This is a genomic window from Flavobacterium ginsengiterrae, from assembly GCF_039539785.1.
Classification (GTDB): domain Bacteria; phylum Bacteroidota; class Bacteroidia; order Flavobacteriales; family Flavobacteriaceae; genus Flavobacterium; species Flavobacterium ginsengiterrae.
In genome coordinates this window covers 182,409-203,356 of sequence record NZ_BAABDU010000007.1, presented here as the reverse complement: position 1 = coordinate 203,356, position 20,948 = coordinate 182,409, and the positions used below count along the sequence as shown (strand labels likewise).

The window sequence follows — 20,948 nt, the reverse complement described above, 5'->3', positions numbered from 1 at the left end:
ATGTGAATTTATTTAAGTGAAATGCCATTATATAAGATTAGAAAAACTATGTTTCTATGTGTTTAAAACAAAAAACTCATTATGAAAAATATACTTTTAATATGTCTTTTTGCGCTTTCGCTAAATGGCATTTCTCAAAATAAAAAAGCAAATCTTGAAACCATTACACTTGGCGGAGGCTGTTATTGGTGCGTTGAAGCCGTGTACGAAAATCTGGACGGAGTAAAATCTGTAGTTTCGGGATTTTCCGGAGGAAATGTTGCTAATCCTACTTATGAAGAAGTTTGCACAGGAACTACCGGTCATGCTGAAGTCGTTCAAATCACCTACGACAAAACTGTAACTGATATTAACGAGATTTTCAAAGTCTTTTTTACCGTTCACGATCCAACAACTTTAAACCGACAAGGTGCAGATGTTGGAACACAATATCGTTCTGTAATTTTTTATAAAAATGAAGAACAGAAAAAAGCGGCTCAAAACATTATTGCCGAACTAAATAAAGCTAAAGTTTACAATAACCCAATTGTGACAAAGGTAGAACCGTTTAAAGTTTTTTATAAGGCCGAAGATTATCATCAAAATTATTACGCCAACAATAAAAATCAGCCGTATTGTAAAATGGTAATTCAGCCGAAACTTGAAAAATTCGAGAAGGTTTTTAAAGACAAACTAAAAAAGAAATAAAGATTATAAAGCATAATTTTAAACCGTCCATCAAAAATGGACGGTTTTTTTATTCTACAAACCTTTATAAACACAGGGTTTTTACTTTTATTGAAAAAATAATTCACTTTTTTTTCCATTTTTTGTCCAATTCTAAAAGTTCGATTGTTATTAGGGTATAAACATTTAAAATTATACATCATGGAAGCTAGAATTAATTTATTCGAACAAGGTCAAAAAGCAGTCAGCACATTATTTGGAATCAGCGGTTATTTGAAAAAAGCAACAATCGAAAAATCTTTAATGGAATTGGTAGATTTTAGAATCTCACAAATTAACAACTGCGCCTATTGTTTAGACATGCATTCTAAAGAAGCAATTGCCAACGGCGAAACCACACAGCGTTTATTTGGATTAAGCGCATGGAGAGAAACTCCATATTTTACGCAAAGAGAAAGAGTTGCTCTTGCTTATACAGAAGCAGTAAATGCATGCGATGTTCCAGACGAAATTTATGAAATTGCAAAAGCTGAATTTACAGAGCAGGAATTAATAGATCTTACACTTGCTGTTGCCGCAATCAATGCATGGAATCGTCTTAATATTGCTTTTGCCAATACGCCGGGAACTTACAGAGTGGGACAATTTGGATAAATCGTAATTGATTTTATTTTATAAAAACAATTAACTTTATACAACTCAAAGCAAATTATTCAATTATAAAAACATAAAAAGATGAATGAGTTTTTATTGATTTTCAGAAGAGATTTTATAACAAAAGAAGAACAGCCTTCTCCAGAAGAATTGCAGCAGCACTTGCAGCAATGGCAAAACTGGTTTGGAAGTCTTGCTGCGCAGGATAAGCTGGCAAGACCTTTACAACGCTGGGACGGTCAGGGAAAACTGGTGAACTCTAAAGGAGTCACAAACGGACCTTTTGTTGAGATTAAAGAATCTATCGGCGGTTTAATCATTATTAAAGCCAAAGATTATGACGAAGCTGCCGAAATCGCGCAGGGATGTCCGGTTTTAAATTTTGGCGGCAATGTCGAAATTAGAATGGCTGTTTAGATTTCAAACTAACTTATACAAAAATGCCTTCGTATCTTTACTAAGGCATTTTTCTCTTAAATATGGAGCACAAAGAACTTTTACCCAATTTATTCAGAACAGAATACCAAAAAATAGTTTCGGTACTCTGCCGCTTATTTGGCATTCAGTATATCGAAATTGCCGAGGATATTGTAAGTGATACTTTTCTATCGGCATCTGAAACCTGGGCAATAAAAGGAACTCCCGAAAATCCAACCGCCTGGCTCTACGCAGTTGCCAAAAATAAAACTAAAAACTACCTGAAAAGAAATACCGTTTTTGAAACCAAAATAGCAGGCGAAATTAAACACAACACACCATTAAATAATCCGGAAATCGACATTGATTTATCGGATCAAAATATTGCCGACAGTCAGCTGGCGATGATTTTTACGGTTTGCAATCCAAGTAATTCTGAAGAAGCTCAAATTGCACTCGCGCTGAATTTATTGTGCGGTTTTGGAATAAATGAAATTGCAGATGCTTTTTTATCTAACAAAGAAGTCATCTATAAAAGAATTAACCGAGCCAAAGAAAAGCTTAAGGAAGAAAACATAAAAATTCAGAACCCAAATTCTTCTGAAATAAAAGAGAGAATCCAAACTGTTCTAAAAACCATTTATCTGCTTTATTCCGAAGGCTACTACTCTATTTCGCAAAACACGACTTTACGAAAAGACCTTTGTACCGAAGCTATGAGGCTTACCTATTTATTAATTCAAAACAAAAACACAAACCTGCCCGAAACAAATGCTTTAATGGCATTAATGTGTTTTCACTCTTCACGTTTTGAAGCACGAACAGGATCAAACGGAGAAATCATTTTGTACGAAGACCAAAACGAAGCACTTTGGAATCAGGAATTAATAGACAAAGGAACTTATTTTTTAAGCAAATCATCAACCGGAAATACACTTTCAAAATACCATCTTGAAGCTGGAATTGCTTACTGGCACACCTACAAAAATGACACGTCAGAAAAATGGCAAAACATTCTCGAATTATATAACAATCTTATTATTCTGGAATATTCGCCAATTGTGGCTTTAAACAGAACATATGCCTTATCGAAAGTAAAAGGCAGTCATGAAGCGATTCGCGAAGCCGAAAAATTAAATCTTACTGATAACCATTTTTATTATTCTTTACTGGGAAATCTGTATTCTAAAATTGATGCTAAAAAAGCGTTACAGCATTTTGAAACTGCACTAAATCTGGCCAAGACAGTTTCAGACAAAAATATAATCAATAGAAATATCAAACAACTTCAATAAAAAAAGGCAGATGAAATAATCAACTGCCTTTTTATTATCTTATTTTAAAAACTATTATTTAGCGATTTTTTTAAATCTCATCATTGGCACATCGCCCTGAATCAAATTAAGTTTTCCGTCTTTATCAATAGAATAGCTTGTAATTTTTTCCATTTGTTTTAAAAACTGCTGTTCTCCCCCGCCTTCACAAAACATCATTGTTGATGGTCCCGGCTCACCAAATGTTAACGTTTTTCCGTTTAAAGTATAAGGTGCGCTGTAACCGTTGCATCCGTTGTTGCCGTACACTTTCTTTTCCTTTTGATCAAAAGTAATCTGCGGTTTTTTATTCGGGTATAATCCTTCAAAAGCAATTCTAGGTCCCGAAATATATTCTAGTTCCCAAGTTGTATCAAATAAATTTCCAGCACTGCTTGTATCCTTTGCTGTTTTACAAGAAGTAATTAATAAGACCAAAACTGAAACGACTGCTATTGTATATTTTTTCATAAATCGTACTTTTTAAAGATTAATATAATTTGTTTTAAAAATCCTTTTCTCAATATTCATGCCCAGTTGTAAGTTTTCATAAAGAAATACTGCGCTTTTTTGATAACTAATTTACGCTATTTAATCTAAAACATTATTAACCAAAAGATTAAATTTAAAAAAATGATTCTGTTTTTTTCGTAATTTGCATCAAATCAAAAATCAAAATCATCAACAAAAAAACCAAAAAAAATGAAGCAGCTTTTATTAGTATTTGCCTTTTTAGCAAGTATTTTCCAAATTCATTCGCAGGAAAACCTTCCAACAGATTACCTCACAAAAGAATTTCACCAAGGACGCCGTGAAGCTTTTAGAGCTTTAATGCCTGCCAACTCCGTAGCGGTTGTTTTTTCTTATCCGGAAAGAGTTTTTTCCAGAGACATAGATTATACCTATCATGCAAATCCGGACATGTATTACTTATCTGGATACAAAGAACCAGATGCTGTATTATTAATTTTTAAAGAAGCACAAGGACCCGAAAAATACAATGAGGTTCTTTTTGTTAGAGAAAAAAATGCAACTCGTGAAATGTGGACAGGAAGACGTTTAGGAATTGAAGGCGCAAAATCGAAACTTGGTTTTTCAAACGTTTACAACGGCAAAGATTTTAATGCATTTGCCATTGATTTTTCAAAATTTGATAAAGTTATTTATGACAGAATCCCAACAGACGTTGCAGAAAACAACAGTCCTGACAACTTATATTCATTGTTTAAATCATTTAAATCTAAAGCCGGAATTACTCAAGCCGATGAAACTTCGACTGGTTTATTTGACAAAATTACTAGTTCTCTTCGCGAAATAAAAACTCCCGAAGAACTTGTTTTGATGCGCAAAACAGTAAAACTTTCCTGCATTGCACACAATGAAGTTATGAAAGCAGTGGGGCCAGACATGAGCGAAAACGAGGCTGACGGAATTCATGCCTACATTCACAAACATTATGGCGCGGAAGGCGAAGGCTACGCTCCAATTGTGGGTGCAGGAGCAAACGGATGTATTCTGCATTATTGGGAAAACAATGCTACAAAAATTGACAATCAATTATTGTTAATGGATGTTGGCTCAGAGTATCACGGTTATTCTGCAGACGTAACCAGAACAATTCCGGCAAACGGAAAATTTAGCGAGGAACAAAAAGCAATTTACCAAATCGTTTATGATGCGCAGGAAGCTGTTTTTAAAATATGTAAAGAAGGAACTCCTCTTGTTGCGCTAAACGAAACCGCTAAAGATGTCATCGCAAAAGGCTTAATTAAATTAGGTATTATTACAGATCCTAAAGATGTAAAATTGTACTATCCCCACGGATGTTCACACTTTCTTGGTTTAGATGTTCACGACAAAGGAATTTTTAACGGACCTCAGACTCTTATAAAAGAAAACATGATTCTTACGGTTGAACCTGGAATTTATATTCCGCCAAACAGCAAATGCGACAAAAAATGGTGGAATATTGGCGTTCGTATCGAAGATGATATTTTAATGCTTAAAGATTCATACGAAAACTTATCTATAGATTCTCCCAGAAAATGGCAGGATATTGAAGCTTTAGCGAAGCAAAAAAGCACTTTTAATGAGATGAAATTCCCTAAAATATAATTTTTTTTTCTCAATAATAAACAGAAGGATTTATACCAGTCAAAAAAACTTTCAAAACCTCGTCTAAGAAATTTGACGAGGTTTTTTGTTTCTTTTATTTGGATATTCTTTTAGATGAATTAACATCTAACGAATCGTTCAATTTAAAAAAATATAGTAATTTTACTACTTTTTAAATAATCAAACTACATAATCTTACTATGGAAGATAGTAAAGTAAATATTGACGACATAGATTGGGAAGATGAATATAGTTTCTCAGGATGCTTGTATCAAGGAAAAAAATTTACGGGAATAGTTTTTGAAGATGAGGAACTTTTCTATGATGAAGAAACTTTTTTAGAAGGAATACGTCACGGAAGAGCCTTCTATTTTAGTAAAATCGAAAATAAAATCCTTAGGGAAAGCTTTTATGAAAATGGAAAACCTTCCGGAACACATTTTAGCTGGATAGAGCGTTTATCTAAAAAAGTTACCAAGACATTTAGTAAAGGCGAAATTGAATCAGCAACAGTTAAAAATAGAGACGAAATACTTTTGTTTGAATACACTAAAAGTAACAAAACATTTAAAGAATGGTACGAAAATGGTGTATTGAGTTCTGAAAAAATACTCTATTCAACTGACAATTATTATCAATTTGAATCAGAAAAATATTGGGATCAGAATAATGTATGGCTTATGTCAGTTAAAGACAAAACTGATTATGAATTCAATACAAAATATTTATTAGAAAACTCATTTCAATTACATACAGCAGAACAAGAAAATATCTTTATTCAATTTGCAGAACATCTTTACAAAATAGACGAAAACTCAGCATTAGATTTTTTACATAAAAACATAGAACATCCTGATGCTTTCTTCCGTTATGAGGCAGCCAGACTTTTAGGCAATATAAAAAACATAAAATCTATTCCATACTTAGAGCAATTGCTAAATGATAACTCACAGCCAGCAAGAGGTCCAATAACAGACTGGCTTGAAAGCAGCCTATCTTGTAAAACTCAATTCCCAATTTGTAAAATGGCAGAAATTGCTTTAGAAAATATAAAAACACAAAATTAGTAAGATTTTAAATCAACAAAATTTACGAAGTGCAGAACTCAAACCAATTTTTACAATTAAACTCATAATAGAGACAACTTGATTAATTCTAATTTCACGTACTTTGTATTCTTAATACAAATTAAAAATGAAAGCACTTACATTTTCCACTTTTGGAAATTCCGATGTTTTAGAATATATAGATATCCCTAATCCAGAATTAAAAAACGACGAGATTTTAGTCGAAATGAAAGCCATTGGATTGAATTTTGCCGATGTTTACAGAAGAAAAGGAAATTATCACTTAAAAGGAAATCCGCCATTTATTGCCGGTTACGAAGGTGCAGGAATTGTTGTAGATGCCAATAATCATTCTGAATATAAAATTGGTGATCGTGTGGCTTTTGCCGATGCACCGTTTGCCAATGCAGAACTGGTTGCCGTAAATGTAAACCACATTATTCCATTATCTGAAAGTATTTCTTTTGAAACTGCAGCTTCTGTTTTGCTACAAGGTTTAACAGCCCATTACCTTGCAACAGACAGCCATAAAACAGCCAAAGGAGAAACTGTTTTAGTACACGCTGTTGCTGGCGGAGTTGGGCAGATATTAATTCAAATCAGTAAACTTTTGGGCGCGAAAGTTATTGGTTTAACCTCATCGCCTGAAAAAGCAAAAATTGGATTTGAACAGGGTGCAGATCATGTTTTTCTTTATAATGACGATTGGAAATCGCAAGTTTTTGAAGTCGTTTCAAATGGCGTTGACGCCGTTTACGACAGTATTGGAAGCACTTTAAAAGAAAGTTTTGAAGTAACTAAAGAATGCGGCCAAGTTGTTTTCTTCGGAATGGCTGGCGGAGATCCTGAACCTGTAGATCCAAGAATGTTAATGGACGGTTCTAAAACCTTAACTGGAGGCGATTTATGGAGTTATTTAAATTCTAAAGAAGAAAGAATTAAAAGAGCAACTCAATTATTCAGCTGGATTACAGAAGGAAAAATCAAGCTTTCTGAACCAACATCATTCAAATTATCAGAAGGAAAACTAGCGCATGATTTCTTGGAAAGCAGGAAAAGCACCGGAAAAATTATTTTGATTCCGTAAATGTTTTTCGATGCGAATTCTCAGGTTTTATTTTTAAAATCTATATGTAAAGTCTTTAATTAAATTCGTGAATTCGCAGCGATTTATAATATAAACTACAATTTATCAATTTCAATTTTTGTCAATTTTGATAATTCTAAAATTCTGCCAACATCTTCTTTATTGGCCAGAAAAAACAAATAATCATCTCCTTTTGTAACATAACTCATTAATTCTAAACCGCGTTTTTCTAAAGCCGTTTGTATATACGGAAACAAATCTTGGCTGTAGGTTTCTTCGGGATATTCAAAATTTAAATCCTCACCAATCATTTCAGATATAAAATACTCTGCATCTTCGGGATCAAATTTCCAGTCACTGTGCCAATAATTTTCATTCTCAAGCAAAAAATCGAAATTATCATCGTACACATACAATGATTGTTCAGTTTTATAATCAAAAAGTATTTTAGATTGTCTTTTTAGTTCGTTAATCTCAATATTTCCTCTGGTAGTTAATTTTAATAATTCTTCAAAATTCTGCAACAATTCATCTTCACTTTTTTGTTGAAAAAGATCAGTTGGGCGCTGTATATTTTCTGGAATTGTAATTTGCAAAAAGCTGCATATCTTTTCTAAAACAAATGACAGGATTTCTAATTTTGAGTTTTCAGGCTCATTTAAATCTAAATATGTTGAATCCAGAAGATCTTGCATATAAACAAAATCATATCTAAAATCCTGTAATATTCTAAAATCATTGATTTCAATATTATTCTTGGCTTTGCAAAAGAATATGAAAAAATTGTAGACGCTGGATTTATTACTATTCATTTTTGAATAATATTCTTTTAGATATCCATCAGGTTTTTGATAATATTGAATATGAATAAAAGGATATTCAAGTCGATCTGTCTTTTCATCAATATTCAGTTTTTTATAAATTTCATTTCGAATATTATCTGCCTTTTGGCTGCTGTCATTTTGAGAATCTAAAAACGAATCCGAAAATTTGTATAAATTTAGAGAAATTCCATCAGGCGCATTTTCTTCGGTAATTTCGATTGCAGATTTTTCGTCTGCCAGTTTATCATAAACCAACTGCAAAATAGAAAGTGAAATTATAGAATAATATCCCATATTTTTGTCTATATTTTTTTCAGGAAGCAAAATTATGTAATATTTTAATTACAAAAAATTATATGATTGTTAAAGTTCTTTTTTCATACTAAAATAAAAAACCGCTTAAAAGCGGTTTTCATTATAATTTATCAATTTCAATTTTTGTCAATTCAGACAATTCTAAAATTCTGCCGACATCTTCTTTATTTGCTAAGAAAAACAAATAATTATCTCCTTTTGTATCATAACTCATTAATTCAAGCCCTCGTTTTTCTAGAGCCGTTTGTATATACGGAAACAAATCGTGACTGTAGGTTTCTTCGGGATATTCAAAATTTAAATCCTCGCCAATCATTTCAGATATAAAATACTCTGCATCTTCCGGATCAAATTTCCAGTCGCTGTTCCAGGCATCTATATTTTCGAAAAGGGCAAAATGACCTTCCATTATTTCGTAATAATCGTCATCAGGTCTTTTGTAGTTTATAAAAAGTTCTTCTGCTTGCTCTTTACGTTCTCCTTCTTCAATATTTCCTCTCGAAATCAGCGTAATAAACTCTTCAAAAGTTTCCAGATCAACTTTTGAAACTTCAACTAAATTTTCAGACGAAGGAAGTTCAACCGTTTCCGGAATTTCAATATTTAAATACTGGCAGATTCCCTGCAAAACCAACTTTAGATCATTTATTCCTTTTGCCTGACTTTCATTCTTTGGATTTTCAAAATCTAATAATTCACTGTCTAAAAGTCCTTTTGCATAATCAAAGAAATGCTGTCCGGAATACAGAATTTTAAAATCGTTTATTTCTAAGCTGTTGGTACAACAAAAAAAGAATGTGAAATTTTTTATGGATTGTTTAAAGAACTTTTTTTCTTCTGAAGTCGGTTCAGAATAAAACTGAATATGTATAAAATCGTATTCCAATCCTTCCTCGATAGTTTCCTGAGAAAGAACGCTGATGTTCATCTTTTTATAAAGTTCGTTTAAAACTTCGTATGGATTATTGAAACCCGCTTTTTTAATTTCTGCCCGGCCTTCTTCATGATCTAACGATCCGGGGAAATAATATAAATTGACAGAGACATTATCTTTAATTCCTTTTACCTTAAATTCAAGGTTTGATTGCACATTATATAAATGCGAATAAATGGGATCAATAACATCAAAAGAAATAATTGACTTTGGATCGTTGTTTCTATTAAATAAATTAGTGAAAAAGCTTTTCATAGAAAATATATTTATTAATGCTGATAATTATTCGTTTGAATATTCAAAACTTTGATCCATTTTTTCAAAAGGAATAATTTGATCCAAAAGAGTTTTTAATTCTAAATCTGTAAGCAATCCTCTGGCTGGCTCTTTCATTCTTGGAAGCTGGATTTCGTAATCAATAATTTCACGATTTAATATATCTGCTAAAACATTATTCTGCTCAGTACTTAAGTATTTTTTATGAGTCCTAAATACTGATTCAATATTATTTCTAAACTCTTCATCGCTAACTTTATTATAAAGATCCTGATTAGCCATATCTGTCAAAATCATTTTAAAAATAAAATCCTGAAGGTTTTTTGCCAGATAATTTATTTCGTTTGAGTCATGCCAAAGGTACACAATGGGAATATTACCATCTTTTTCTTCGTTAACAAAAAAACAATAATGATCTCCTGCCCCGCTTTGTGCAAAAGGAATAAATTTAAATTCTTTTTTAACTTGACGATAATCTTCCGGATCTTGCAACTCTTCAATTGCCTCATTTACTGATTTCGAATTTAACAGTTCAAAATCATAAGAATGTAGAAGTAAAGAAGGGTTTTGCTTAAGTAAAGGATAAACTTCAGCATACCAATTTGGTCCATATTCGCCAATATTGAGCATTCCGTCATTATCTAATTGTTTATATAAAAGAGGGAATTCAAAATTGTGTTTTATTTCGATGTCTTGCAGTGTCATCTCTAAAAATTCTTGAAGTAATAAAAGTAAAACTTCAAATATAATGTTATTTTTACTACAAAAAACAACCCGCCAGCAATTATTTCAAAGATTCAGCAATCATTAAGGCACATTTTTCGCCGTCGATTGCAGCCGAAATAATACCACCGGCATAACCCGCACCTTCTCCGCAAGGATACAATCCTTTTATCTGCAAATGTTCTAAAGTCATAGGATCTCGAGGAATTCTAACGGGAGACGAAGTTCGGCTTTCCGGCGCGTGCAAAATTGCTTCGTTAGTTAAATAACCACGCATTGATTTTCCAAATTCCTGAAATCCCTGACGCATAATCTGTGACAAAAATCCTGGAAAAACCTGTCCCAGTTCAACCGAAGTGGTTCCGGGAACATACGATGTTTTTGGAATATCTGCCGAAACTTTATTTTGAGTAAAATCGATCATTCGCTGTGCCGGAACTTTTTGAGTCTGTCCAGCTAAATGCCATGCTTTTTGTTCGATACTTTTTTGAAATTCCATTCCGGCCAAAGCGCCGAATTTTGCAAAAGGTTTAAAATCTTCCAGTTTTAATTCTACTACAATTCCTGAATTTGCTGTTGACTGATCTCGTTTAGATGGCGACCAACCGTTTGTAACTACTTCTCCCGGACTTGTAGCGCATGGCGCAATTACACCTCCCGGACACATACAAAACGAATACATACCACGTCCATTCACTTGTTTTACAATTGAGTATGGTGCCGGTGGTAAATGTTCTCCGCGGAAATCACAGCTGTATTGAATGCTATCGATTAATTCCTGCGGATGTTCTGCACGAACTCCAAGCGCAAAAGGTTTTGCTTCTATTAAAATTTTCTTTTTATCTAATAATTCAAAAATATCACGAGCAGAATGTCCTGTCGCTAAGATTAATTTATTGGCGTGAATTTTATCTCCGTTTTGTGTTACGATTCCTTCGACTTCATTATTTTTCACCAAAATATCGGTTACACGGGTATCAAATAAAACCTGACCTCCAAATTCGATAATTTTATTTCGGATATCTTCAATTATTTTTGGCAGTTTATTGGTTCCGATGTGCGGATGCGCTTCAACCAAAATATCTTCAGAAGCACCAAAAGCAACCAGAAGTTCTAAAATTCGGGTTACATCACCGCGTTTTTTAGAACGTGTATATAATTTTCCGTCAGAATAAGTTCCTGCTCCACCTTCTCCAAAACAATAATTCGAATCTTCGTTTACAATATGTTCACGGTTAATAGCTTTAAGATCACGTCGGCGTCCGCGAACGTCTTTTCCTCGTTCAAGTACAATTGGTTTTAAACCTAATTCGATTAACTGCAAAGCGGCAAAAAGTCCGGCTGGACCTGCTCCAACCACAATAACTTCTTGTGCAGAAGAAACATCTTTATATTTAGGAAGTTCTAATTTGTTTTCCTGAAAAGGTTCGCCTTTTAAATAAATAAGTACTTTCAAATTGATTTTAATCGCTTTTTGACGTGCGTCAATAGAGCGTTTTAAAATCGAAACATGCTGAATTTCTTTTGGAGAAACTTTAATCTGCTTAGACAAATGATCTTTTAGCAATGATTCGTTTGCAGCAATTTCCGGTGATACTTGAAGTAAAAGTTCTTTAGGCATTTTTTTATGTTTATTCTATTAGCTTTTCTTTCTATGAAAAGAAGATGCAAAAGTACTATTTTGAAATGAGATTTTATATTTCCTATAAAATTTGCATGCAGATCACCATAGAACCAAACGGATTTTAGAATTTTCGAGACAAGTCATATCGTAGAGACGCACTGCAGTGCGTCTAACATATTGTGGATATTCGTTGCGTAGACGCACAGCTGTGCGTCTCTACAGAAAAAACTCAGAAACTTAGCATCTCAGAACTTTAGAACCTTTAAAAAAGACTTTGTACCTTTGTCACTCTGAACCTTTGCACCTTTAAAAAATGTCTAGAAAAATAAAATTGATTTGGGATTTTCGCGGACCGGCTTCTGCAAAAACAGCCGAACATCACGAAATTCACCTAAAAGAATATATTACGATTGAAAAACTGCCTTTAAATATTACAGGATTCAAAATCGTAAACGATATGCATGCCACAGCATTTATGGTTGTAACCGATGAAAATATGATTCAGGTAAGAGATGCTTTGAAACCGCATCGAGGGGAATTATATGAAGGTTAAATTCCAATTTTTAAATTCCAAATTCCAAAATTGAAATACTTAAAAATAAAATTCCAAATTCCAATTACTTCGAAAGTTTGGAATTTGGAATTTTTTATTTGGAATTCCTAAAGGGTTGGAATTTAACTTTTAGTTCGCTACTTCGCTTATAAATTTAATACGCATCAAACGCAATTCATCGATATCATAGTCGCCGTCGAATTCTTTTAAGGCATCTTCTATTTTATCAGATTCTGATTCCATGAAATAATCGTGGATTTCTTCCTGCTGGTCATCATCTAAAATATCATCAAGCCAGTATTTGATATTTAATTTGGTTCCGGAATAAACGATTTGTTCCATCTCCTTAATTAAAGCATCCATTGTTAAGCCTTTTGCCGAAGCAATATCGCTTAACGGAAGTTTTCTATCGATATTTTGAATAATGTATAGTTTGTTGGCAGAATTAACTCCGGTAGATTTTACAACTAAATCGTCTGGGCGAATAATATCATTATCTTCAACATAACGGCTGATTAAAGCCACGAATTCGCTTCCGTACTTTTTAGCTTTTCCTTCACCAACGCCATGAATATTGTATAATTCCTGTAACGTGATAGGATATTTTAATGCCATATCTTCCAGTGAAGGATCCTGAAAAACTACAAACGGCGGCACTCCCAGTTTTTTGGCTACTTTTTTACGAAGTTCACGAAGCATTCCGGTTAAAACTTCATCTGATGTACCAGAAGATTTTCCTCCGGTTACTACAGTTTCGTCATCGGCTTCTGTGTATTCATGATCTTCAGACATCATAAACGAAGCTGGTTTTTTGATAAAATCCAAACCTTCCTGAGTAATTTTTATTACTCCGTATGTTTCGATGTCTTTAGACAATAATCCTGTTACTAAAACTTGTCGCAGCAATGCCATCCAGTATTTTTCGTCGTGGTCTGATCCAGAACCAAAATACGGCTGAGTATCTGTTTTGTGTGCTTTAATAACGGCGTTAATACGACCTATTAAAGTAAACACAATTTCTTTTGATTTGTAAATATGTTTGGTGTCGCGCACAATTTCAAGAAGTTTAACAACTTGATCTTTTGCCTCGATTTTATTTTTTGGGTTACGAACGTTATCGTCCATGTCAGCACCTTCTCCGGTTTCGCTGTCAAATTCTTCTCCGAAATAATGCAGAAGAAACTTTCTACGCGACATTGAAGTTTCGGCGTAAGCCACAACTTCCTGTAAAAGTGCAAAACCAATTTCCTGTTCGGCAACTGGTTTCCCTGACATGAATTTTTCCAGCTTTTCTACATCTTTATAAGAGTAATAAGCAAGACAGTGTCCTTCTCCTCCATCACGTCCGGCGCGTCCGGTTTCCTGATAATAACTTTCTAGTGATTTTGGAATATCGTGGTGAATTACAAAACGAACGTCTGGTTTGTCGATTCCCATCCCGAATGCAATTGTTGCAACTACAACATCTACATCTTCCATCAAAAACATATCCTGATGTTTGGCGCGGGTTTTAGCGTCTAAACCTGCGTGATACGGAACGGCGCTGATTCCGTTTACCTGTAAAACTTCGGCAATAGATTCTACTTTTTTACGACTTAAACAGTAAATAATTCCTGATTTGCCTTTATGTTGTTTTATAAACCGAATAATATCAGATTCGATACTTTTTGTTTTTGTACGTACTTCGTAATATAAATTAGGTCTGTTAAATGATGCTTTAAAAGTATTAGCATCAGACATATCCAGATTTTTAAGAATATCTTCCTGCACTTTTGGAGTTGCAGTTGCGGTAAGACCTATAATAGGTACCTTTCCTAATTGTTTAATAATACTTCTAAGATTTCTGTATTCCGGCCTAAAATCATGTCCCCATTCTGAAATACAGTGCGCTTCGTCGATTGCAACAAAAGAAATGGGCACGCTTTGTAAAAACGCTACATATTCTTCTTTTGTTAAAGATTCCGGAGCTACATATAATAATTTAGTTAAACCTGAGGAAATATCCTTTTTTACTTGTGCAATTTCTGTTTTGGTAAGAGAGGAATTCAACACATGCGCAATTCCGTTTTCTGAGGAAAGGCTTCGAATTGCGTCGACCTGGTTTTTCATCAAAGCAATCAAAGGAGAAACAACAATGGCTGTTCCGTCCTGAATTAAAGCGGGCAATTGATAACAAAGAGACTTACCGCCGCCCGTAGGCATAATTACGAAAGTATTCGTTTTACCTAAAATACTCGTAATGACTTGCTCTTGCAAGCCTTTAAATTGGCTAAAGCCGAAATACTTCTTTAATTCCTTGTGTATTTCAATTTCGTTTGAATTCATTCTTTATTTAAATGGATATTTTTGTATAAATTTGCAACACATAAAGATACAACTTTCTTTTATACCTACAAATTTTAAATATTCTGTTTTGATTACAAAAGAAAATATACTGGCAATCGCCAAAAAAACCATACTTTCTGAAAGCGAAGCAATTACAAAGCTGATTGATTTTCTTGACGAAAATTTCTTCGAAGCGGTGCAGCGTATTTATGAAACCAAAGGCCGTTTAATCGTTACGGGAATAGGAAAAAGCGCCATAATTGCACAAAAAATGGTGGCTACTTTTAACTCTACCGGAACACCATCAATGTTTCTTCATGCTGCCGAAGCTATTCATGGCGATTTAGGAATGATTCAGAATGACGATATTATTATCTGCATTTCAAAAAGCGGGAACAGTCCTGAAATTAAAGTTTTGGTTCCGTTATTAAAACGCTTTGGAAATACATTAATCGCAATAACAGGAAATACTACTTCTTTTTTAGCAAAAGGTTCTGATTTTGTTTTAAACACTACAGTAGATACTGAAGCCTGCCCAATTAATTTAGCACCAACTAACAGCACAACAGCACAACTTGTAATGGGCGATGCGCTGGCTGTATGTTTAATGGAAATGCGTGATTTTAAACCCGAAGATTTTGCAGTTTATCATCCTGGAGGTGCGTTAGGAAAAAAATTATTGCTTCGTGTAAAAGACATGATAGAGCATTCATTAAAACCAATGGTAACGCCGGAAACTTCTATCAAAAAGGCAATTTTTGAAATTTCTGAAAAAAGACTGGGTGTTACTGCGGTAATTGAAGACAACAAAATTATTGGAATCATTACAGATGGAGACATCCGAAGAATGCTAAACGACGTAGATACTATTGCGGACTTAACTGCAAGAGATATTATGTCTAAAAATCCTAAAATAGTTTCATCAGAGACTATGGCAGTTGAGGCTTTAAATATTTTAGAAGATTTTTCTATTACACAGCTTATCGTAGCTGACAACGGCGAGTACAAAGGAGTATTACATTTACATGACATTTTAAAAGAAGGAATCGTATAATGGCAAAGAAAAACCTTGGCGAGATGTCATTTTTAGATCATCTTGAAGAATTAAGATGGTTATTGGTTAGAAGTACACTTGCAACATGCATCATGGCATTTGTTACTTATTTTATTAGTGATTATTTATTTGATCAGATTATTTTAGGTCCAATCAGACCAACATTCTTTACGTATGTCTGGTTTTGCGACTTATCACATTCATTAGGTTTTGCAGACAGTATTTGTATTACCGAACTGAATTTTATTATTCAGAATACCGAAATGGAAGGTCAGGTTAACATTTTTGTGTGGATGTGTCTTCTGGCAGGTTTCATCCTGAGTTTTCCATATATTTTATGGGAAATCTGGAAATTTATCAGCCCTGCTCTTTATGAGAAAGAAAGAAAAAATGCAAAAACATTCATCTTTGTTTCTTCTCTCCTTTTCTTCTTAGGAGTATTGTTTGGGTATTTTGTAGTAATCCCAATGTCTGTAAACTTCGTTGCCACTTTCTCTGTGAGTGATGTGGTAAAAAACCAGTTTACACTTGAATCTTATATGGGAATGGTAAAAACAAGTATTTTAGGAAGCGCCATCTTTTTTGAACTTCCAATTGCTATTTATTTCTTAACCAAATTAGGATTAGTAACCCCTCAATTCTTAAGAAAATATTGGAAATACGCTGTCGTGATCATCCTGATTATTGCAGCAATTGTAACACCGCCAGATGTTGTGAGCCAGACGATTGTTGCCATTCCAATGTTAATTATCTACGAACTCAGTATTTGGATTTCGAAGGTTGTTTATAAAAATAAATTAAAAGAAAATGTCTGATTTAGTTCAAGAATTTAACGACTATCGTTCTAAAATGAACGAAAAATTATTAGCTGACAATAACAAAATTGTAAAGCGAATTTTTAATCTTGATACCAATGCTTATGCACCGGGAGCTCTTGATGTAAAAACAAAAGAACTTTTAGGCTTAGTGGCTTCTGCAGTTTTACGATGTGATGACTGTGTAAAATACCATTTAGAAACAAGCTACAAAGAAGGAATTTCTAAAGAAGAAATGATGGAAGCAATGGGAATCGCAACTCTTGTTGGAGGAACAATCGTAATTCCGCATTTAAGAAGAGCATACGAATTCTGGGAAGCTCTTGAAGAAGCCGGAAAATAATGAGATAATTTGACAATTAATCAATTAGATAATTCTACACGTTATGTTAATTGATTTAATGAATTAATTTATTTTACCTTATTTTGCCCAATCGAGATACAATTATCTCATTATAAAATTACCTAATTATCTAATTGAACAAATGAAGCTAAGAGCCGATAATTTAATAAAAACCTATAAAGGACGAAGTGTTGTAAAAGGAATTTCTGTTGAAGTAAACCAAGGAGAAATTGTTGGACTTTTAGGCCCAAACGGTGCCGGAAAAACAACTTCTTTTTACATGATTGTGGGATTGGTAAAACCAAATCAGGGAAATATTTACCTTGATAATTTAAACATTACCGATTATCCTATGTACAAACGTGCACAACAGGGAATTGGATATCTGGCACAGGAAGCTTCTGTATTTAGAAAACTAAGTATTGAAGATAACATTCTAAGTGTACTGCAATTAACCAAACTTTCTAAAGAAGAGCAGATTGCCAAAATGGAAAGTTTAATTGAAGAATTCAGTTTAGAACATATTCGCACCAACCGAGGTGATTTGCTTTCGGGAGGTGAGCGTCGTCGTACAGAGATTGCACGTGCATTGGCAACTGACCCAAAGTTTATCCTTTTAGATGAACCTTTCGCCGGAGTTGACCCAGTTGCGGTTGAGGATATTCAACGAATTGTGGCGCAGTTAAAAAACAAAAATATCGGAATCTTAATTACTGACCACAACGTTCAGGAAACATTAGCGATTACTGACAAAACATATTTAATGTTCGAAGGTGGAATTCTAAAAGCAGGAGTTCCGGAAGAATTAGTAGAAGATGAAATGGTTCGCCGTGTTTATCTTGGACAAAACTTCGAGCTTCGTAAGAAGAAATTGGAGTTTTAATTTTTTAGTGTTCAGTGTTCAGTTTTTTTAGTAATCAGTGATAAACTGAACACTAAAAAACTGAACACTGAATACTTCTACTCAACAGTAATAAACTGCAGCTGTTCAATATCTCCATTATAAATATTTACATCAACACGATGTTTAATTCCCGGCAGAGAAGCTTTTTCTGTAAACTGCCAAAACAGCCAGTCATCTTCAATTTTTTCTCTGTAAAAATTATAATTGGCAATCCAGAATAAATATTCTCCAAATTCTTCTTTTAAGAAATCAGAATAATATCTTTCCCCAGAATAAATTATCGGTCTAACCTGATAATGTTTTTCTACTTTAGCCAGCCAGCGCTTTAAACCTTTCTTCAAACTGTCTAAAGGCTGATTTTTAGGCAATTTTTCAATATCTAAAACCGGCGGAAGATCTCCCGTTCGTAATTTGACAGTTTTAATAAAAAGATCTGCTTGTTCTATTGAGTTTTCGTTTGGACGATAATAATGGTAAGCTCCGCGAATAATTTTATTTTCCTTTGCCCCTTCCCAATTTCTTTTAAATTGTCGGTCTACACGATCATTTCCGGCTGTAGCACGAATAAAGACAAATTGTACAGGATATTTTTCGTCCAGAATTTCAACTTCTTTCCAATCTACTTTTCCCTGAAATTCAGACACGTCAATTCCAACCACTTTTCCTTTGTGGTTTTCAAGAACACGAATATTACGCACATCCGAAAGATGCTTATCAACCTCATCTTCTTCTAAAACCTTATTCGTTTTAAAACCGAGATAGTAAGCCAGTCCGGCACGATAATGATAAATTGTTCCGATGAAAAGCACCATCAGCAAAGAAAATACGATAAAGCGAATTACTTTGCTGAAAAAAGATCTTCCTTGTTTTTTTCTGATCGTTCTTCTTGCCATTCGAATAAAACTACTTTTTCAAAAAGATATTATTTACAATTGAAAGCAATACGTAGAAAATAATAATTAACGGCACCGCTGTAAAATGAAGCAATAAGGCTAAAATTAAAGAAATTACCAAAAAGACAATCTGAAGCGCATTATCTTTAATATTGAATTTCTTAACTTTTAATGAAAACAACGGAATTTCGGCATTTAAGATATAAGCACTACATAAAGTAATTCCTAACAGAACCCAATGATTCGTCAGCATTTCAAAAATCATTAATGAGTCTGAAAATTGAATAACCAAAGGAAGACTCATAATAAAAAGTGAATTTGCCGGTGTTGGCAACCCAATAAATGAATCTGTCTGACGTGTGTCGATATTAAAATTTGCTAATCTATAGCAAGAACCTAATGTTACTATAAATCCTATAAATGGTATAAATGATGATGCAATTACATCATGAGGATGAGCGCTTTTTAAGAATAAAGTGTACATTACATAACCCGGAGCAACACCACTGGTTACCATATCTGCCAATGAATCCAGCTGAAGCCCAAGCGGACTGGAAACTTTAAATAATCTGGCAAAAAATCCATCAAAAAAATCAAAAAAGATACCAAGACAAACCATGTAAAAAGCCATTTCATAATTAGCTTTGGAAATAAAAACTATTGCAACGCAGCCACAAAAAAGATTTATTAAAGTGATTAAATTCGGGATGTGTTTTTTGATATTCATGTTTTTGATTTTGATAAATATTGAACAGCAAATTTCGCATAAAAAACAAGAATATTACCATTAGTAATAAAAAATGTTACTAAAGTCTAAATAGAATATCACCAATTATCTGGCAAAACGATTCTTTCGCAATATTTCTCAAAAGGAACAAATTAGAAACGTAAAATATTCTATTTTTGATGAAAATTTAAAAACAGGCCTCAGTCTGCAAAAAACTAACTTTTGAAAAAACTTTTTGCGTTTTTATTATTTTGGAGTTTTACTTCGCAATATGCACAAACCGTTCGAAAATATTCGAATGAGTTTATGAATATTGGTGTCGATGCTGCAGCATTAGGAATGTCCAGCGCAGTTACGGCTTCTACAAATGATGTAAATGCAGTTTACTGGAATCCCGCTGGTTTAACAAATCTTGAAGATCATCAGCTTTCTTTAATGCATGCCAGTTATTTTGCTAATATTGCTCAATATGACTTTATTGGTTATGCAAGTCCAATCGACGATCGAAGCGCCTGGGGAATTTCGATGATTCGTTTTGGAGTTGATGACATCATGGATACAACTCAGCTAATTGACAGCCAAGGAAATATTGATTACAACAGAATTAAATTATTTTCTACGGCTGATTACGGTTTTACTTTTTCTTATGCCAGAAAACTTCCTGTTGAAGGTTTTCAGTATGGTGTAAATGCTAAAGTTATAAGAAGAGTTATTGGAAAATTTGCTAATTCATGGGGTTTTGGTTTTGATGTGGGACTTCAGTTTGCACACAACGACTGGAAATTTGGTCTAATGCTGCGCGATATTACCACAACCTATAATATTTGGAATATTGACGAGGAAGAATACAAAAAAATTGCCGACGCTATTCCGGGAGAAAATAACGAATTACCAGAAAGTACAGAAATTACGCTGCCAAAAGCACAACTGGGAGTTTCGAGAAAATTTGAGTTTCACAACGATTACAGTCTTTTGACCGCTGTAAATTTAAATATGCGTTTTGAACAAACTAAGGATATAATTTCTACTAAAGCTGTAAGTATAGATCCTGCCGTTGGTTTTGAATTTGGCTATACTGATCTTGTTTTTTTAAGAGCCGGAGCAGGAAATTTTCAAAATGTAATGCAGTTAGATAATACTGAGAAATTAAGTTTTCAGCCTAATATTGGTCTTGGTTTTAAATACAAAGGCATTCAGGTTGACTATGCTTTAACTGATTTAGGAAACCAGAGTGCAGCACTTTATTCGAACATATTTTCGATAAAAGTAGATCTTGGTATTTTTAGATAATTATAATTTCAAAACTTTTTAAAATTTTA

21 protein-coding genes are annotated in these 20,948 nt (G+C 33.6%); 13 read left to right on the top strand and 8 right to left on the bottom strand.

Features of this window, described 5'->3' with window-relative positions; all coding sequences use genetic code 11:
- Positions 1-81 precede the first annotated feature (81 nt).
- From msrA to ABD859_RS20250, 4 genes are all read left to right on the top strand, one after another.
- Positions 82-687: a peptide-methionine (S)-S-oxide reductase MsrA gene (gene msrA, locus ABD859_RS20265; protein ID WP_345146482.1), complete on the top strand. Its 606-nt coding sequence runs from the start codon at positions 82-84 to the stop codon at positions 685-687.
- A gap of 180 nt (positions 688-867) precedes the next feature.
- Positions 868-1,320 (top strand): carboxymuconolactone decarboxylase family protein, encoded by a 453-nt coding sequence (locus ABD859_RS20260; protein WP_345146480.1) that lies wholly within the window; start codon positions 868-870, stop codon positions 1,318-1,320.
- Between the two features lie 81 nt (positions 1,321-1,401).
- Positions 1,402-1,737, top strand: coding sequence for a YciI family protein (locus ABD859_RS20255; RefSeq protein WP_125722392.1), 336 nt, complete (start codon positions 1,402-1,404; stop codon positions 1,735-1,737).
- A gap of 62 nt (positions 1,738-1,799) precedes the next feature.
- Positions 1,800-3,032, top strand: coding sequence for an RNA polymerase sigma factor (locus ABD859_RS20250; protein WP_345146478.1), 1,233 nt, complete (start codon positions 1,800-1,802; stop codon positions 3,030-3,032).
- A 54-nt stretch (positions 3,033-3,086) separates the two neighbouring features.
- On the opposite strand, the gene ABD859_RS20245 is transcribed toward ABD859_RS20250, so the two are convergent.
- On the bottom strand, positions 3,087-3,521 hold the full coding sequence (locus ABD859_RS20245) for an META domain-containing protein (protein WP_345146477.1): 435 nt from the start codon (positions 3,519-3,521) through the stop codon (positions 3,087-3,089).
- A 231-nt stretch (positions 3,522-3,752) separates the two neighbouring features.
- Here ABD859_RS20245 and ABD859_RS20240 point away from each other — a divergent pair, with 231 nt between their 5' ends.
- The 3 genes from ABD859_RS20240 (at position 3,753) to ABD859_RS20230 (ending at position 7,319) form a co-directional block, all read left to right on the top strand.
- Positions 3,753-5,165, top strand: coding sequence for an aminopeptidase P N-terminal domain-containing protein (locus ABD859_RS20240; RefSeq protein WP_345146476.1), 1,413 nt, complete (start codon positions 3,753-3,755; stop codon positions 5,163-5,165).
- A 200-nt stretch (positions 5,166-5,365) separates the two neighbouring features.
- The gene (locus tag ABD859_RS20235) at positions 5,366-6,232 is read left to right on the top strand and encodes a HEAT repeat domain-containing protein (protein ID WP_345146475.1); all 867 of its coding nucleotides are present in this window, start codon (positions 5,366-5,368) and stop codon (positions 6,230-6,232) included.
- A 127-nt stretch (positions 6,233-6,359) separates the two neighbouring features.
- Positions 6,360-7,319 (top strand): quinone oxidoreductase family protein, encoded by a 960-nt coding sequence (locus tag ABD859_RS20230; protein ID WP_345146474.1) that lies wholly within the window; start codon positions 6,360-6,362, stop codon positions 7,317-7,319.
- A 95-nt stretch (positions 7,320-7,414) separates the two neighbouring features.
- Here ABD859_RS20230 and ABD859_RS20225 read toward each other — a convergent pair whose 3' ends face one another.
- From ABD859_RS20225 to ABD859_RS20210, 4 genes are all read right to left on the bottom strand, one after another.
- A complete protein-coding gene (locus ABD859_RS20225) occupies positions 7,415-8,437 on the bottom strand; it encodes a DUF6630 family protein (protein ID WP_345146473.1) in 1,023 nt (340 codons plus the stop codon).
- A gap of 121 nt (positions 8,438-8,558) precedes the next feature.
- Positions 8,559-9,647: a DUF6630 family protein gene (locus tag ABD859_RS20220; protein WP_345146472.1), complete on the bottom strand. Its 1,089-nt coding sequence runs from the start codon at positions 9,645-9,647 to the stop codon at positions 8,559-8,561.
- A 27-nt stretch (positions 9,648-9,674) separates the two neighbouring features.
- The gene (locus tag ABD859_RS20215; RefSeq protein ID WP_345146471.1) at positions 9,675-10,373 is read right to left on the bottom strand and encodes an SMI1/KNR4 family protein; all 699 of its coding nucleotides are present in this window, start codon (positions 10,371-10,373) and stop codon (positions 9,675-9,677) included.
- 79 nt (positions 10,374-10,452) lie between these two features.
- The gene (locus tag ABD859_RS20210) at positions 10,453-12,012 is read right to left on the bottom strand and encodes an NAD(P)/FAD-dependent oxidoreductase (RefSeq protein ID WP_345146470.1); all 1,560 of its coding nucleotides are present in this window, start codon (positions 12,010-12,012) and stop codon (positions 10,453-10,455) included.
- 316 nt (positions 12,013-12,328) lie between these two features.
- On the opposite strand from ABD859_RS20210, the gene ABD859_RS20205 reads away from it, so the two are divergent.
- Positions 12,329-12,568 carry a hypothetical protein gene (locus ABD859_RS20205; RefSeq protein ID WP_345146469.1) on the top strand — a complete coding sequence of 80 codons (240 nt, stop codon included), beginning with the start codon at positions 12,329-12,331 and terminating at the stop codon, positions 12,566-12,568.
- A 129-nt stretch (positions 12,569-12,697) separates the two neighbouring features.
- Here the strand turns inward: ABD859_RS20205 and recQ are convergent, their stop codons facing one another.
- Positions 12,698-14,893, bottom strand: a complete 2,196-nt coding sequence (gene recQ / locus ABD859_RS20200) for a DNA helicase RecQ (protein WP_345146468.1) — start codon at positions 14,891-14,893, stop codon at positions 12,698-12,700.
- A gap of 88 nt (positions 14,894-14,981) precedes the next feature.
- Between recQ and ABD859_RS20195 the strand changes: the two genes are divergently transcribed.
- From ABD859_RS20195 to lptB, 4 genes are all read left to right on the top strand, one after another.
- Entirely contained in the window at positions 14,982-15,947 is a 966-nt protein-coding gene (locus tag ABD859_RS20195; protein ID WP_345146467.1) for a KpsF/GutQ family sugar-phosphate isomerase, read from the top strand.
- Positions 15,947-16,762 carry a twin-arginine translocase subunit TatC gene (gene tatC, locus ABD859_RS20190; RefSeq protein ID WP_345146466.1) on the top strand — a complete coding sequence of 272 codons (816 nt, stop codon included), beginning with the start codon at positions 15,947-15,949 and terminating at the stop codon, positions 16,760-16,762. The genes ABD859_RS20195 and tatC overlap by 1 nt, the downstream gene beginning before the upstream one ends.
- The gene (locus ABD859_RS20185; RefSeq protein ID WP_012022390.1) at positions 16,755-17,105 is read left to right on the top strand and encodes a carboxymuconolactone decarboxylase family protein; all 351 of its coding nucleotides are present in this window, start codon (positions 16,755-16,757) and stop codon (positions 17,103-17,105) included. Before tatC ends, ABD859_RS20185 begins: the two co-directional genes overlap by 8 nt.
- A gap of 142 nt (positions 17,106-17,247) precedes the next feature.
- A complete protein-coding gene (gene lptB, locus ABD859_RS20180; RefSeq protein ID WP_345146463.1) occupies positions 17,248-17,988 on the top strand; it encodes an LPS export ABC transporter ATP-binding protein in 741 nt (246 codons plus the stop codon).
- A 77-nt stretch (positions 17,989-18,065) separates the two neighbouring features.
- Here lptB and ABD859_RS20175 read toward each other — a convergent pair whose 3' ends face one another.
- Both ABD859_RS20175 and ABD859_RS20170 read right to left on the bottom strand, forming a co-directional pair.
- A complete protein-coding gene (locus ABD859_RS20175) occupies positions 18,066-18,902 on the bottom strand; it encodes a glycoside hydrolase family 25 protein (RefSeq protein WP_345146460.1) in 837 nt (278 codons plus the stop codon).
- Between the two features lie 10 nt (positions 18,903-18,912).
- Positions 18,913-19,629, bottom strand: coding sequence for a CDP-alcohol phosphatidyltransferase family protein (locus ABD859_RS20170; protein ID WP_345146459.1), 717 nt, complete (start codon positions 19,627-19,629; stop codon positions 18,913-18,915).
- Positions 19,630-19,851: 222 nt separating this feature from the next.
- Here ABD859_RS20170 and ABD859_RS20165 point away from each other — a divergent pair, with 222 nt between their 5' ends.
- A complete protein-coding gene (locus ABD859_RS20165; RefSeq protein ID WP_486320595.1) occupies positions 19,852-20,919 on the top strand; it encodes a putative type IX sorting system protein PorV2 in 1,068 nt (355 codons plus the stop codon).
- Positions 20,920-20,948: the final 29 nt, after the last annotated feature.

Bases quoted from the DNA above. Each gene is read 5' to 3' on its own strand.
- ABD859_RS20210 (WP_345146470.1), bottom strand. From the start codon at position 12,012: ATGCCTAAAGAACTTTTACTTCAAGTATCACCGGAAATTGCTGCAAAC.
- ABD859_RS20170 (WP_345146459.1), bottom strand. From the start codon at position 19,629: ATGAATATCAAAAAACACATCCCGAATTTAATCACTTTAATAAATCTT.
- ABD859_RS20175 (WP_345146460.1), bottom strand. From the start codon at position 18,902: ATGGCAAGAAGAACGATCAGAAAAAAACAAGGAAGATCTTTTTTCAGC.
- ABD859_RS20235 (WP_345146475.1), top strand. From the start codon at position 5,366: ATGGAAGATAGTAAAGTAAATATTGACGACATAGATTGGGAAGATGAA.
- msrA (WP_345146482.1), top strand. From the start codon at position 82: ATGAAAAATATACTTTTAATATGTCTTTTTGCGCTTTCGCTAAATGGC.
- ABD859_RS20185 (WP_012022390.1), top strand. From the start codon at position 16,755: ATGTCTGATTTAGTTCAAGAATTTAACGACTATCGTTCTAAAATGAAC.
- ABD859_RS20220 (WP_345146472.1), bottom strand. From the start codon at position 9,647: ATGAAAAGCTTTTTCACTAATTTATTTAATAGAAACAACGATCCAAAG.
- ABD859_RS20255 (WP_125722392.1), top strand. From the start codon at position 1,402: ATGAATGAGTTTTTATTGATTTTCAGAAGAGATTTTATAACAAAAGAA.
- tatC (WP_345146466.1), top strand. From the start codon at position 15,947: ATGGCAAAGAAAAACCTTGGCGAGATGTCATTTTTAGATCATCTTGAA.
- recQ (WP_345146468.1), bottom strand. From the start codon at position 14,893: ATGAATTCAAACGAAATTGAAATACACAAGGAATTAAAGAAGTATTTC.
- ABD859_RS20225 (WP_345146473.1), bottom strand. From the start codon at position 8,437: ATGGGATATTATTCTATAATTTCACTTTCTATTTTGCAGTTGGTTTAT.
- ABD859_RS20215 (WP_345146471.1), bottom strand. From the start codon at position 10,373: ATGACACTGCAAGACATCGAAATAAAACACAATTTTGAATTCCCTCTT.
- ABD859_RS20240 (WP_345146476.1), top strand. From the start codon at position 3,753: ATGAAGCAGCTTTTATTAGTATTTGCCTTTTTAGCAAGTATTTTCCAA.
- ABD859_RS20250 (WP_345146478.1), top strand. From the start codon at position 1,800: ATGGAGCACAAAGAACTTTTACCCAATTTATTCAGAACAGAATACCAA.
- ABD859_RS20230 (WP_345146474.1), top strand. From the start codon at position 6,360: ATGAAAGCACTTACATTTTCCACTTTTGGAAATTCCGATGTTTTAGAA.
- ABD859_RS20245 (WP_345146477.1), bottom strand. From the start codon at position 3,521: ATGAAAAAATATACAATAGCAGTCGTTTCAGTTTTGGTCTTATTAATT.
- lptB (WP_345146463.1), top strand. From the start codon at position 17,248: ATGAAGCTAAGAGCCGATAATTTAATAAAAACCTATAAAGGACGAAGT.
- ABD859_RS20205 (WP_345146469.1), top strand. From the start codon at position 12,329: ATGTCTAGAAAAATAAAATTGATTTGGGATTTTCGCGGACCGGCTTCT.
- ABD859_RS20260 (WP_345146480.1), top strand. From the start codon at position 868: ATGGAAGCTAGAATTAATTTATTCGAACAAGGTCAAAAAGCAGTCAGC.